Source organism: Corynebacterium sp. HMSC071B10, assembly GCF_001814825.1.
Taxonomy (GTDB): Bacteria; Actinomycetota; Actinomycetes; order Mycobacteriales; family Mycobacteriaceae; genus Corynebacterium.
Genome location: NZ_KV818026.1, coordinates 1 through 12,475, shown reverse-complemented (window position 1 = coordinate 12,475; position 12,475 = coordinate 1). Strand labels below are relative to the sequence as shown.

Below are 12,475 nucleotides of genomic sequence, written 5' to 3'. Positions count from 1 at the left end.
TCCGGGCCTTACGTGCTGGTGTCCACCACGTGCAACGTCAGGGGTGCGCTGACGAAGCTGTACTTGCCTGGCTTCGCATCCAGGGTGGCCAGGATTTCGTTGCGCAGGTTTTCTGGAGTGTGAATGAGCAGCCCCTGGTCCTGTGGCAGTAGCGCCGCAGTTGTGTCGGGTTCGAATAGCAGCCATGCGTTGCCGGTGTCCTCGACAAGTGCGAAGCTGCGGTCGAAGGGGAGCCGGTGGCGCATTGCGCGCAGGATTGCCCGCGCGCCGGCGATGTCGACGTCGACGCGCCCACCCGGCTCCGCGTCGAGCAGGCGCACGCTCGCCGCACCAATGCTCGAGCCTTCGGCTGCGGTCGCTGCCGCGATCCGGGCCGCAGCCTGGGGATCTGCGGCGAGATCCGCGCGTTCGGGGTCGCTGAGTCCGAGCGGGAAGACGTCGCCAAGCACGCCCGTGAGCTTCAGTGGATCCCATGCGAGTGCCGCCTCAAGGTCGGCTGTGGTGAGCCCGACCGCGTAGGTGAACTGGGCGAGCGCCAGAGGGCCATCCACCAGCCCGAGGATCGGGTCGGTGACGAAGCTCAGCCCGGTCAGGCGGGCGTCGGGACGCACTGGGTGGCGCAAGTCCATGTAGTGACCCGGCTCGATGCTCGCCCCGCGGTGCCGGATGTGGCGCACCAAGTGTGCGAGAAGCGCGGCGGGCCACACCGGAGGCAGCGGGTCGTGTGTAACCGGCACCCGCAAGGTCAGCTCCGTATGGGTACCAGCCAGAGGCTGCGAGGAACGCACCGGCGCGAGCCCAAAAGTGGAATACAGCCAATGGGGCAGTGGCGCATCGACCCGGAAGGCGAGGATGTCCACGCCGCGGTAAGACGTGGCAAAAGGATCCGGGTCGCTGGTGCACGAAATCAGGCGTTCGCGCAACGCGTCGCCCACGAGCGCGGGGCGAAACCTTTGAGGATGGGCGCGGGCAAACAGCTCTGGCGCGCCCCAACTGGGCAGCTGCATACCAACACTTTAGGCCCGCTCGGGAACTTTCCAAGGCAGTGGTGCGTTACATATTGTGAAGAACGGACATGCGAAAGCTTCACTGAAAGGACTCGACCTCAAAGTGCGAAGTAACAACCCAGTTTTGAAAAACCTGCCCCAGGCAGAGCACCAGCAGGGCTACGGCTACCAGCCGCAGATGCAGGACGCCGACCGCCCGATGACCATCGATGACGTGGTGAGCAAGACCGGCATCACGCTCGCTGTCATCGTCGTCTTCGCGATCGCGAACTTCATGCTGAGCCTCTCCAATATGGGCCTCGGCATGATGCTGACCTTCGGCGGTGCCATCGCCGCCTTCATTACCGTGCTCGTGCACGCGTTCTCGAAGAACTTCGGCTCGAAGACTCTCACGCTGCTCTACGCCGTCTTCGAGGGCCTGTTCGTCGGCGGTTTCTCCTTCCTGTTCGCGGGCATGCAGGTCGGTGACTCGAACGGCATGATGATCGTCTTCCAGGCGATCGTCGGCACCATCGGCGTCTTTATCGGCATGCTCGTGGTTTACCGCACGGGTGCCATCCGTGTGACGCCGCGCTTCAACCGCATCATCACTGGCCTGATCTTCGGCGTGGCCATCATGGCGCTGGGCAACTTCCTGCTCGCTATCTTCACCGGGATCAACCCGCTGCGCGGCGGTGGCACGCTCGCCATCATCTTCGGCTTGGTCTGCGTCGTGCTGGCCGCCCTGTCCTTCCTGCAGGACTTCGACGTGGCTGACAAGTTGGTGCGCACCGGCGCGCCCGAGAAGGCTGCGTGGGGCGTGGCACTCGGCCTCGCCGTGACCCTCGTGTGGCTCTACACCGAGATCCTGCGCCTGCTCTACATCTTCCAAAACCGCTAGGCGCGCACAACAAAAGCCCGGCCCCGCAATCTTTGCGGGGCCGGGCTTTTACGCTGTGGGCTAGTTGCCCTCGGGGTAGATCGCGGTGCCGTCCACCGTGATGTCGGTGTAGGCCAGCACGCCGTTGACCACCTGCGGGTTGCTCAGCGAGATGGCAACCTCCGGCTGCTGCGCATTGCGGGTACCGGTGCCGGTGGCCATGTCTGCCTCCCAGGAATCCCAGGTGATGTTGCGCAGGACATCGTCCTGGCCCTGGCAATCCAGCGTCAACTCGGTCGGGCGCTCGAGCTCGACAGCGCCGCAGTTGGCAATCGTCGGCGTCTCATCCGCCACAGCCGCGGAGGTGGCCGTGGCGCTGGAGACGGTGGTGGTAGCGCCGTAGGATGCCAGCGACTCAGCCTTCTGGCTGGTAGCGGTGTCGACCTTCTGCTCAGAATCGACCTGGTGCGGCGGGTGGCATGCGGCGAGGGAGACAGCTGCCACGGCGACGAGGCCGGCCGCAGCGGTGCGGGAAACGGAAATCACAGGATCAGTCCTTCTTTAAGGTTGAACTTTAAAATCTAGCGGGTTAAGCGCGCGGCGTGGACGCCTTAACAGAATCATACGGCTCCGCGCTAAGAATCGTCACCGAAATCTCGCGGCCGTTCGGGGCAGTGTAGGTGCGGGTTTCGCCCTCGGAGGCACCAACCACGGCAGCGCCCAGCGGGGAGTTCTCCGAGTAGGTCTCCAGGTCCTTGTTGCCGGTGGAGGCCGCGCGGGTCCCGATCAGGAAGGTCTCCTTATCGTTCTCGTCACCGTCGTAGTAGACGTGCACGACAGAACCCACGTGCGCGACGCCCTCGACCACACCGGTGCGCTCGGTGGTGGAGTTGGCCAGCAGCTCAGAGATCTGCTTGATGCGGGCCTCTTCCTGGTCCTGCTGCTCACGCGCTGCGTCGTAGCCCGCGTTCTCCTTCAGGTCGCCTTCCTCGCGGCGCTCGTTAATCTCGGCTGCGACGACCGGGCGGTTATCAATCAGCGCCTGCAGCTCTGCCTCGAGCTTGGCCTTCATCTCCGGGGTGATGTACTGCTTCTGCGTATCAGCCATGCGGTTTACCCTTCCCTCATACGTCAAACGAGCCCGCCTGGTATACAGGTCGGGCACAGTCCGACGGAACACTCTTCTTGCTCGTACAAATATACAGCCGGGATTTTATCACACTGGCGAGGTGCTACCTGGCAGCGTAGAAGGCACTCTGCGCATCCATGTAGGGCGGGATCTGCTCAGAACAGCCGTAGACGCGGCCCGAGGCGAGGTCCCCGCTGACCGGCATGTCTACCGGGATGCGCTGCATCGTCTCGCCCCCTGCGGGGAGCACCACTTCACGACGCCCGATCTCAGCGTGGTTGTAGTCCACCGCGATCACGATGCAATAGGCGGGAACCTCCGGGTCGTCGCGGGTCACGTCGATCCACAGGCGGGAGGTGCTATCGTCGACGCGCTCCTGGGAGATGAAATCCGCGCTGATCGGCTGCGCGGAGCGGTCGCTCACCACGCGGGCGACGGCGAAGATCATGAACCCGACGAGCAACACAGCGGCAATAGCCACGATGCGCCCGGGGAGGTTCGAGCTCTTCTCCGCGTCTGCACCATAACGCTGGCGGGTGGAAGTGGAAGAGGAGTGCGACCTCGAGCTAGACACTACGGTGACCTCACAAACTGCTGCGGGAGTGAAAGATGACTTTGACCCTGATCGTACTAAGATGGGCCGAAGCTAACGCACTACCCCCTACAAAAGTTGGAGTTTCTCAGTGACTGGCTTGCGGTTAATGGCAATCCACGCCCACCCCGACGACGAGTCGTCCAAGGGTGCGGCAACGATGGCGCGCTACGCCGCCGAAGGGCACCGCGTGAAGGTAGTGACCTGTACCGACGGCCGGCGCGGCGACATTCTCAACCCGGCGATGGACCGCCCCGGGGTGCTGGAAAACATCATCGCGGTGCGCGAGGAAGAAATGGCGCGCGCGGTGTCTGCGCTCGGCGTCGAGCACGAATGGCTCGGCTACCAGGACTCCGGGCTGCCAGAGGGCGACCCGCGGCCGCCGCTGCCGGAAGGCTCCTTTGCGGTGCAGGACACGGTGGTGGTGACTAAGAAGCTCGTGGCGTCGATACGCGAGTTCCGCCCGCACGTGATCATCACCTACGACGAAAATGGCGGCTACCCGCACCCGGACCACCTCATGGTGCACGCCATTTCCATGCTGGCCTGGGAGAAGTCCGGCGACCCGCAGTTTGCGCCCGAGGCAGGCGAGCCGTGGACGCCGCTGAAGATGTACTACAGCCACGGTTTCATCCTGCAGCGCATGAAGCTTTTGCAGGAGCGGCTCTTTGCCCAGGGCAAGCCCAGCCCCTACGAGCTGATGATTGCCCGCTGGGAGCAGAACAAGGCGGACGTGATGAGCCGAGTGACCACCAGGGTGGAGTGCAGCGAGTACTTTTCCAACCGAGCCGAGGCCCTAAGGGCACACGCCACGCAGATCGACCCGGCCGGCGCGTTTCTGGCCAGCCCGGTCGAAGACCAGCAGGAAGTTTGGCCGACTGAGGAGTTTGAGCTCGCGCGCAGCCGCGTTGAGACGACGTTGCCCGAGGATGACCTGTTCGCGGGGATACCCGCCGCAGAGAAGTAGAGAAGTGAAGGACGCTTAAAGAACAATGAGCTCGATGTTTTCCACGCTGGCCGCCTCCGCCACCAACGCCACCAGTTTTGTGCTTGCCCAGGCACCGGCGGAAACGCCGGTCGGGCCGGACTTTGGCAAGGCCTCGCCGGTGGGGCTGTTGATCATCGTCGTGCTGGCTGCGGCGATCCTCACGCTCGGATACGCGTTTCACCGGCGCTTCTCCCGCTTCCGTCGCCGCCAGCAGTTCGCGCAAGCGCACGGCATTGATCCCTTCGATACACAGGCGGTGGACAAAGCGATGCAGGAAGCCGGCGTGTACGACCGGAGCAAGAAGCGCATCTTCTAGCAGCGCCAAAAGGTAAGGTGAGGGGCGTGACTGTGCTGGAAAAGATCCTGTACCCGCTATACGAGTACCGCCTGCGGCGCGAGCTGCGCGGCAAGAAGCGGCCGAAGCACATCGCCGTGATGGCCGACGGCAACCGCCGCTGGGCCCGCGAGGCCGGGCTGAGCGACATCTCGCAGGGGCACCGCGCGGGCGGGGCCAAAATCGGCGAGCTCGTGCGCTGGTGTGCCGAGATGGACGTGGACGTCGTCACGCTCTATTTGCTGTCCACGGAGAACCTCCAGCGCACGTCCGAAGAGGTCGAGCTGCTTTTTGACATCATCTCGGACGTCATCGACGGCCTCGCCACCGAGCACTACACGTGTCGCGTTCGTCTTGTCGGCCACCTTGATCTGTTGCCGGAGGACGTGGTGGCGCGCATGCAGCGCTCCGCGGCGTCGACTACGGGCAAGGCCGGGCTGACCGTGAACATCGCGGTGGGATACGGGGGCCGCCAGGAGATTGTCGACGCGGTACGCGAGCTCATCCAGGACGAGGCGGGCAAGGGGGCCAGCGCCGCCGAGATCGCGGAGGCAGTCACGGTGGATTCCATCTCCGAGCATCTCTACACCTCTGGCCAGCCGGACCCGGATTTGGTCATCCGCACCTCGGGAGAGCAGCGCCTCTCAGGATTTTTGCTGTGGCAGGCCGCGTACTCGGAGATCTGGTTCACCGATACCTACTGGCCGGCGTTCCGCAAGATCGACTTCTTGCGCGCGCTGCGTGAATACTCGCAGCGCTCGCGTCGGTTTGGAAAGTAGCGGCTACATCTTGCGCATGCGGACCCGCTGCACGGTGTGGTCGAAGCCCTTGCGCAGCACGAGCGACGCCCGCACCTTCGTCGGCAGGATGTTTTCCACCAGGTTCGGCAGGTTGATCGACTGCCACAGCTCGCGGGCTTCGCGCGAGGCGGCAGTGTCGTCGAGGCCCGCGTAGTTGGCAAAGTGCGCGCCCGGCTTCGTAAACGCGGTGTTACGCAGCTTGAGGAAGCGCGAAATATACCAGTGCTCGATATGCTCGGTCGCGGCGTCGACGTAGATGGAAAAGTCGAACAGGTCTGAGACCATGAGCGTTGGCCCGGTCTGCAGCACGTTGAGGCCCTCCAGGATGAGGATATCGGGCTGGCGGACCTCGATGTATTCGCCGGGCAGGATGTCGTAGGCGTTATGCGAGTAAATCGGGGCCTTGACCACGGGCTTGCCTGATTTCACCTCGGTAACAAAGCGCATGAGGTTACGGCGGTCGTAGGACTCCGGGAACCCCTTCCTCGCCATCAAGTTGCGCTCTTCCAGCACCGCGGTGGGGTAGAGGAAGCCGTCGGTGGTGATCAGATCTACCCGCGGGTGCGAATCCCACCTTTGCAGCAGCACCTGCAGCACGCGCGCGGTGGTGGATTTGCCCACCGCCACCGAGCCTGCCAGCCCGATGATGAAGGGCACGTGCCCCGGGTCGCCGCCGATAAAGGTCTCGGTGGCGTTGGTGAGCTTCTGGCGCGCCCGCACCTGCAGGTGGATCAGGCGCGACAGCGGCAGGTAGATGTCCGCGACCTCCTCCAGATCCAGGTTCTCGCCGATACCGCTGAGCTTTTCTACCTCGTCTGCGGTGAGCACCTGCGGCATCTTCGCACGCCGCTTGCGCCAGTCATCGCGGTGGAAATCCAGATACGGGCTGGAATCGAAGCCCCGTGCGCCTTGAGCCATGCCAGCTATTCTTCCATCCACCCGTGAGGGCAGGTGAATACAGGTGGCCCCGCGCGCCCGGTTGGCCGTTTATACTGCTAGCCAGCGGCCGCTTTGAACGCAGCTGCGCAGAATTGCTACTGAATACAAGTGAAAGGACCCGGAGCACGTGTCTGAAGACTTCCGCTACCAGGATCTCGCCACCTTTGACCCAGAGGTGCACGACGCCATTGTCAACGAGCTGAGCAGGCAGCGCAACACCCTGGAGATGATCGCCTCCGAGAACTTCGTGCCGCGTGCCGTCCTGCAGGCGCAGGGCTCCGTGCTGACCAACAAGTACGCCGAGGGGTACCCGGGCAAGCGCTACTACGGCGGCTGCGAGCACGTCGACGTGGTCGAGGAGCTGGCTATCGAACGCGCCAAGGCCGTCTTCGGCGCGAAGTTTGCCAACGTACAGCCGCACTCCGGCGCGCAGGCGAACGCGGCCGTGCTCATGGCGCTCGCGGAGCCGGGGGACACCATCCTTGGCCTGAGCCTGGCGCACGGCGGTCACCTCCCCCACGGCATGAAGATCAACTTCTCCGGCCGCCTCTACAACGTTGCCGCCTACGAGGTGGAAAAAGACACCCACACCATCGACATGGCGAAGCTGCGCGAGCAGGCGCGCGAGGTCAAGCCGAAGGTGATCATCGCCGGCTGGTCCGCGTACCCGCGCCACGAGGACTTCGCTGAGTTCCGCTCCATTGCCGACGAGGTCGGCGCCTACCTGTGGGTCGACATGGCCCACTTCGCTGGTCTGGTTGCCGCCGGTGTGCACCCCTCCCCGGTGCCGCACGCTCACGTGGTCTCTTCCACCGTGCACAAGACGATCGGTGGCCCGCGCTCCGGCTTCATCCTCACCAACGACGAGGACCTGCACAAGAAGCTCAACTCCGCGGTCTTCCCCGGCCAGCAGGGCGGCCCGCTCATGCACGTCATTGCGGCGAAGGCCACCGCGTTCAAGATCGCGGGCATGCCCGAGTTCAAGGATCGTCAGGAGCGCACCATCGAGGGCGCACGCATCCTCGCCGAGCGCCTCACCCAGCCAGATGCGAAGGAGGCTGGCGTGGACGTCGTCTCCGGCGGCACCGACGTGCACCTGGTGCTCGCGGACCTGCGCAACTCCAAGATGGACGGCCAGCAGGCAGAGGACCTGCTGCACAGCGTGGGCATTACCGTCAACCGCAACGCCGTGCCGTTTGACCCGCGCCCGCCGAAGGTCACCTCCGGTCTGCGCATCGGTACCTCGGCGCTGGCAACCCGCGGCTTCGGCAAGGAAGACTTCATCGAGGTCTCCGAGATCATCGCCGAGACCTTGATCAAGGGCGAGGCTGCCGACGTTGAGGCGCTGCACGCCCGCGTCGACAAGCTGGCGGAGAAGTACCCGCTCTACCCAGAGCTGGAAGACTGGAAGATGCTCTAGGCTTCTTCTGCGTCACCGCGCTGCGCGGCAAGCGCGGCGCGGGCTTCGCGCAGCCAATCAGGCTGATTTTTCAGCAGCTCGCTGATCTCTGCGGTGGTCAGCGGGCGATCCATCTCGTGCTTCTTCAGCGCGGTAATGGAGATACCGAGCTTGCGCGCCACCTCCGGCCGCGGGTGCGGGCCGTTCAGCCGCAGCTCTTTGAGCCACTCCGGCGGGTTGTGCTGCAGTTCGCGCAGCTCGGCGTGGGTGACCGCACCCTCCTGAAACTCCTGCGGAGTGGCGGGCAGGTACACGCCCAGCTTCTTGGCGGCGGTTTCCGGCTTCATGGCCGTGCTCGACGGCGTCTTCTGAGTCATGCTGCACACGGTAGCATTCTGTCCATGCTCTCTTTCGCCTTCGTCACCGGCTCCGCGCCGGGGAAGTGGATCCGCCGTTACCAGCAGGCCACCGGCAATCGCATCGAGGCGGTCGATTCTCCCGACCCTTGGGCCCTGCTTATCGACGCCCCGTCGTCCCCACCTCCCGTCGCCCTCATCCGCCTGCCCGACCCGCGGCTTGACGAGGCGAGCGAAGACTTTCACGTGGTGCGCCTCTACGAGGAAGCGCCGGGGGTGGCTGTACCGAAAGACTCTGTCTACGCCGAAGTGGGGGAGAAGGTCGCCGAGCGTGACCTGGAAGGCGAGCACGTGAATCTTGCATTTTCGCAGCGGCCAGACGTTGGCGCGGTGCGTGAGGCGCTGCAGGTCGTGGCCGCGAACGTCGGCATTGCCTACGGCCCGCTGCCGCTGTTGACCCACCTCTCGAAGAAGCAGGTCGTCCCGCTCGAGGTGACTGGTCCCTCGGTGGCACCGACGCCGGTGGCGCTTGTGTGGCGAAAAGCCGACGACTGCGACGCGATTCAGGATTTCGTCGGCATCACCAAGGGGCGTTCCGTGCGCTCCTCGCGCACGACCCAGGCAGCCAAACTGGAGAAGACGCGCACTAAGGCGCATACCGGTGATTTCCGCAAGGGGCAGCGTGCAAATCACCCCCGTAAGGGTGGGAAGCGGCGGCGTCGATAAGCAAAGCCTGCATAATGGGGCCGTAATAAATCAGTACAAAAACGTACAAAGGAGTGCTTAGTTTATGACCATCTCCCGCAAGCTCGCCGCATCCGCAGCAGCCCTCTCCCTGGCAACTGGCCTGGTTGCTTGCTCCTCTGACGATGCGGAGAGCACCGACGGCACCTCCGTGGTCGAGGAGACCGCAACCGAGGTGGACACCGCAACCGAGACCGCTGACGCAGACGCAACCGATGCCGAGGGCGCTGAGGGGGCCGACAACACCGAGGATGCAGAAGGTGCTGAGGGCGCTGAGGGCGACACTGCGGAGATCGCTACCGCTGACGGCGAGTCTGTAATGGCACCGTCCGGCCTGGCAGCCGCGATGGACAAGTACGCCGACGATGCTTGGGGCGAGCCAGTCTCCGTCGAAGAGACCGAGAACGGCTGGATCGTCTCCTACGACGGCGAGCACTACGTCACCTGGAACGAGAACACCGGTGGCGCGCCGATCTGGGGCGAGATCGCCAACGAGTGGATTAACGGCAACCACGAGTCCGTCCTCGGCTTCCCCACGGAGGCGGAGACCCCGCTGCCGAATGAGTCCGGCTGGATCCAGGAGTTTGAGCACGGCACCATCGAGTGGACCCGCGGTGAAGACGGTGCGTTCGCGCCTATTATCAACGAGGCCTAAAGCCCCGTTTTAGCACCTCACCCGCCGTGGTGAAACGAAGCCCTCTGCGCAGTTTGCGCGAGGGCTTTTTGCGCATGAGAATGGAGCGCATGACCAAAAACGGTTTCAACATTCGTCCAATGCGCCCAGAGGACTACACGCAGGTCAGGGCGATCTATGAAATGGGACTGAGCACAGGAAACGCCACCTACGAAACGCGCGGCCAGACGTGGGAAGAATTCTCCCGCGGCAAGATCATCGAGACCGCTTTCGTAGCTGTGGACGCCGAGGACGACGAGAAGGTCCTCGGCTGGGTGGCGGCCGCGAAGGCGTCTTCGCGCAGTGTCTTCCACGGCGTGGTGGAGGACTCCATCTACACGCACCCGGATTCGCGCGGCATGGGTGTCTCCGGCGCGCTTCTGGACAAGCTCATCGCCACCTGCATCGAGCTGGACAAGTGGTCGATCCACTCCTGGATCTTCCCGGAGAACACCGGCTCTGCCGGCCTGCACATCTCGCGCGGCTTTGAAAAAGTTGGCACCTTCCACCATATGGCGAAGATGACCTACGGCGAGAAGGCCGGGGAGTGGCGCGACTCTGACATCTACGAGCTTCTGCTTCCCAAGCCCGATCAGAAGTAAGGTGTAACCGCGAATCATCCGATCGGTCGATGTTGACAGTGTCTGACCAGGCCTACTGTCGGAATCGTCGAAAGGATGATCGTGCACACGCTGAATACTCAAACCACGAATCGGTGGAAAGCCCTTGCCGTCCTTGCCTTCGGGCTGGCGCTGATCGTCATGGACGGGACGATCGTCGGCGTGGCGTTGCCAACGATGATCTCCGCCCTGGATCTCAGCCTGACCAACGCGCAGTGGGTCAACGCGATCTACAACGTGATCTTCGCCGCCCTGCTTTTAGGCTCGGGCAGGCTTGGTGACCGCATCGGCCGACGCACGACTTTCGCCACGGGCGTGATCCTCTTCGTAAGCGGTTCGCTCCTCGCTGCGGCGGCGAGCGGCGCAGGCAGCCTCATCGCTGCCCGCGCGGTCCAGGGCGTCGGCGGGGCGCTGGTGCTGCCGGCGACGCTGTCCTCGGTCAACTCCCTGTTCAGCGGCAAGGACCGCGCCGCAGCTTTCGGCGTCTGGGGTGCGGTGATGAGCGGCACTGCTGCGCTCGGCCCGCTGCTCGGCGGCGTGCTCACCGAGTACGCCTCCTGGCGTTGGATCTTCTGGGTGAATCTCCCGCTGGGCGCGCTCGTGCTCGTTGGCATCTTTGCCTGGGTGCCGCAGACCTACGGCAAGCGCGACGCCCGCGGTGTGGACGTCGACGGCCTGCTCACCTCGGCGATCGGCTTCGGCCTGATCGTCTTCGGTCTGATCGAGGCGACCACGCTCGGCTGGTGGACCAAGAAAGAGACCCTCCAGATCGGCAGCTGGTCGTGGCCGCAGCAGTGGTCTCTCTCGCCGGTGCCCCTGGCCATCGGGATCGGGATCGTGTTCATCGGGCTCTTCGTCCGCTGGGAGCTGCACCGCGCGCGCAACGGCCGCGACGCGCTCCTGGACCTACACCTGTTCAAGGTCGGCACCTTCTCCTGGGGCAACCTCACCGCCGCGACCGTGGCGATCGGGGAGTTCTCCCTCATGTTCGTCCTCCCGCTCTTCCTCATCAATGCTGTCGGCTTATCGACGCTCTCCACCGGCCTCGTCCTCGCCGCAATGGCACTCGGTGCCTTCGCCTCCGGGGCCGCCGCCCGCCACCTCGCCGCGCGGCTGACCGCGCCCGGCGTCGTTGTACTTGGCCTGGGCCTCGAGGTCGTCGGCGTGGCGCTGCTGGCCTGGCTGGTGGACACCCAAGCGGGGACGTGGTGGCTGGTCGCAGCGCTCGTGCTGTACGGTATCGGGCTCGGCCTGGCGTCCGCGCAGCTGACCTCGACGGTGCTGCGCGATATCCCGGAGGAACTCTCCGGTGCCGGCTCCGCCACCCAGTCGACGGTCCGCCAGCTCGGCTCCGCCCTCGGTGCCGCGATCGCCGGCTCTGCGCTGGCGGCGGCGATGGCCCGCACAATCCCAGCGGCGCTCGAGGGCTTGCCCCCGCAGCTTCTCGACGGTCTCTCGCACGCCACCCAAGCCTCCGCCGGCTCCACCATCGCGCAGCTTCGCGACGCCGCGCCCAACGACCCCCTCGTCGCCTCACTCGGCAGCGACCGCGACGCCATAGTGGAGAGCCTCTCCGCCGCGTTCGCACACTCCGCGGCCTGGTCCATCGGTTTCTCCGCAGCCTTCCTGGTGCTCGGCCTTCTCGGCGCGCTGATGGTGCAGCGCCAATCTGCAAACGCCCAACCATGATTAGACGCAAGTTTTGGGTCGTTGGTTCCGTTTCGGGCCAATAATGGGTGTATTCTCACATTCCCTTGGTTTGGCAGGTAAACGTGGTTTATCGTCGGGTGCATGACAGATTTGGATGCACTTGCTTTGGTTGACCGCTGCGGATACGACTTCGTTCACGCAGCGGCCGGACTTGAGCTTGCCCAATTGCAGGCACACGGCATCCAACACGACCGCGCAAAGCAGTTACGCGACACCGCGAGCGTGTTGTGCGGGAAAACCTCGCACACGAAGTACCAGGCGCGTGCCCAGGAAGGCGCGCGCGTCAACGGCCACCGGTTGGACACACTTGCCTACATCACCCGCT

Annotated in this window: 15 protein-coding genes and 1 pseudogene; 10 read left to right on the top strand and 6 right to left on the bottom strand. The window is 64.4% G+C overall.

All coding sequences use genetic code 11. From position 1 onward, the window contains the following. Positions 1–8 precede the first annotated feature (8 nt). A complete protein-coding gene (locus HMPREF2990_RS11175; RefSeq protein ID WP_083317165.1) occupies positions 9–1,007 on the bottom strand; it encodes a suppressor of fused domain protein in 999 nt (332 codons plus the stop codon). A gap of 103 nt (positions 1,008–1,110) precedes the next feature. Here HMPREF2990_RS11175 and HMPREF2990_RS11170 point away from each other — a divergent pair, with 103 nt between their 5' ends. Further along, on the top strand, positions 1,111–1,887 hold the full coding sequence (locus HMPREF2990_RS11170; RefSeq protein WP_070764695.1) for a Bax inhibitor-1/YccA family protein: 777 nt from the start codon (positions 1,111–1,113) through the stop codon (positions 1,885–1,887). A gap of 60 nt (positions 1,888–1,947) precedes the next feature. On the opposite strand, the gene HMPREF2990_RS11165 is transcribed toward HMPREF2990_RS11170, so the two are convergent. The 3 genes from HMPREF2990_RS11165 to HMPREF2990_RS11155 all read right to left on the bottom strand — a co-directional run bounded on the left by HMPREF2990_RS11165 (position 1,948) and on the right by HMPREF2990_RS11155 (position 3,569). After that, positions 1,948–2,412 carry a hypothetical protein gene (locus tag HMPREF2990_RS11165; RefSeq protein ID WP_070764694.1) on the bottom strand — a complete coding sequence of 155 codons (465 nt, stop codon included), beginning with the start codon at positions 2,410–2,412 and terminating at the stop codon, positions 1,948–1,950. 43 nt (positions 2,413–2,455) lie between these two features. After that, positions 2,456–2,974 (bottom strand): transcription elongation factor GreA, encoded by a 519-nt coding sequence (gene greA, locus HMPREF2990_RS11160; protein ID WP_070764693.1) that lies wholly within the window; start codon positions 2,972–2,974, stop codon positions 2,456–2,458. 124 nt (positions 2,975–3,098) lie between these two features. Beyond that, the gene (locus HMPREF2990_RS11155) at positions 3,099–3,569 is read right to left on the bottom strand and encodes a DUF4307 domain-containing protein (RefSeq protein ID WP_070764692.1); all 471 of its coding nucleotides are present in this window, start codon (positions 3,567–3,569) and stop codon (positions 3,099–3,101) included. 127 nt (positions 3,570–3,696) lie between these two features. On the opposite strand from HMPREF2990_RS11155, the gene mca reads away from it, so the two are divergent. The 3 genes from mca to HMPREF2990_RS11140 are packed head-to-tail and all read left to right on the top strand — an operon-like array spanning position 3,697 to position 5,688. Further along, the gene (mca, locus tag HMPREF2990_RS11150) at positions 3,697–4,554 is read left to right on the top strand and encodes a mycothiol conjugate amidase Mca (RefSeq protein ID WP_141757901.1); all 858 of its coding nucleotides are present in this window, start codon (positions 3,697–3,699) and stop codon (positions 4,552–4,554) included. Positions 4,555–4,579: 25 nt separating this feature from the next. Then, on the top strand, positions 4,580–4,891 hold the full coding sequence (locus HMPREF2990_RS11145; protein ID WP_070764690.1) for a hypothetical protein: 312 nt from the start codon (positions 4,580–4,582) through the stop codon (positions 4,889–4,891). Between the two features lie 26 nt (positions 4,892–4,917). Continuing rightward, the gene (locus tag HMPREF2990_RS11140) at positions 4,918–5,688 is read left to right on the top strand and encodes an isoprenyl transferase (RefSeq protein ID WP_038589441.1); all 771 of its coding nucleotides are present in this window, start codon (positions 4,918–4,920) and stop codon (positions 5,686–5,688) included. Between the two features lie 3 nt (positions 5,689–5,691). On the opposite strand, the gene coaA is transcribed toward HMPREF2990_RS11140, so the two are convergent. Beyond that, positions 5,692–6,627 (bottom strand): type I pantothenate kinase, encoded by a 936-nt coding sequence (gene coaA / locus HMPREF2990_RS11135; RefSeq protein ID WP_070764689.1) that lies wholly within the window; start codon positions 6,625–6,627, stop codon positions 5,692–5,694. 148 nt (positions 6,628–6,775) lie between these two features. Between coaA and glyA the strand changes: the two genes are divergently transcribed. Continuing rightward, the gene (gene glyA, locus HMPREF2990_RS11130) at positions 6,776–8,068 is read left to right on the top strand and encodes a serine hydroxymethyltransferase (RefSeq protein ID WP_070764688.1); all 1,293 of its coding nucleotides are present in this window, start codon (positions 6,776–6,778) and stop codon (positions 8,066–8,068) included. Here glyA and HMPREF2990_RS11125 read toward each other — a convergent pair. Continuing rightward, positions 8,065–8,424 (bottom strand): DUF5997 family protein, encoded by a 360-nt coding sequence (locus tag HMPREF2990_RS11125; RefSeq protein ID WP_070764687.1) that lies wholly within the window; start codon positions 8,422–8,424, stop codon positions 8,065–8,067. The genes glyA and HMPREF2990_RS11125 overlap by 4 nt on opposite strands. 24 nt (positions 8,425–8,448) lie before the next feature. On the opposite strand from HMPREF2990_RS11125, the gene HMPREF2990_RS11120 reads away from it, so the two are divergent. From HMPREF2990_RS11120 to HMPREF2990_RS11100, 5 genes and pseudogenes are all read left to right on the top strand, one after another. Continuing rightward, the gene (locus HMPREF2990_RS11120) at positions 8,449–9,129 is read left to right on the top strand and encodes a type 2 periplasmic-binding domain-containing protein (RefSeq protein WP_070764686.1); all 681 of its coding nucleotides are present in this window, start codon (positions 8,449–8,451) and stop codon (positions 9,127–9,129) included. A gap of 64 nt (positions 9,130–9,193) precedes the next feature. Beyond that, positions 9,194–9,802, top strand: a complete 609-nt coding sequence (locus HMPREF2990_RS11115) for an LGFP repeat-containing protein (protein WP_070764685.1) — start codon at positions 9,194–9,196, stop codon at positions 9,800–9,802. 89 nt (positions 9,803–9,891) lie between these two features. Next, on the top strand, positions 9,892–10,422 hold the full coding sequence (locus tag HMPREF2990_RS11110; RefSeq protein ID WP_070764684.1) for a GNAT family N-acetyltransferase: 531 nt from the start codon (positions 9,892–9,894) through the stop codon (positions 10,420–10,422). Positions 10,423–10,503: 81 nt separating this feature from the next. Continuing rightward, positions 10,504–12,129, top strand: coding sequence for an MFS transporter (locus HMPREF2990_RS11105; RefSeq protein ID WP_246817545.1), 1,626 nt, complete (start codon positions 10,504–10,506; stop codon positions 12,127–12,129). A gap of 102 nt (positions 12,130–12,231) precedes the next feature. Next, positions 12,232–12,475 (top strand): annotated as a pseudogene (locus HMPREF2990_RS11100) (HNH endonuclease); the annotation flags it as partial.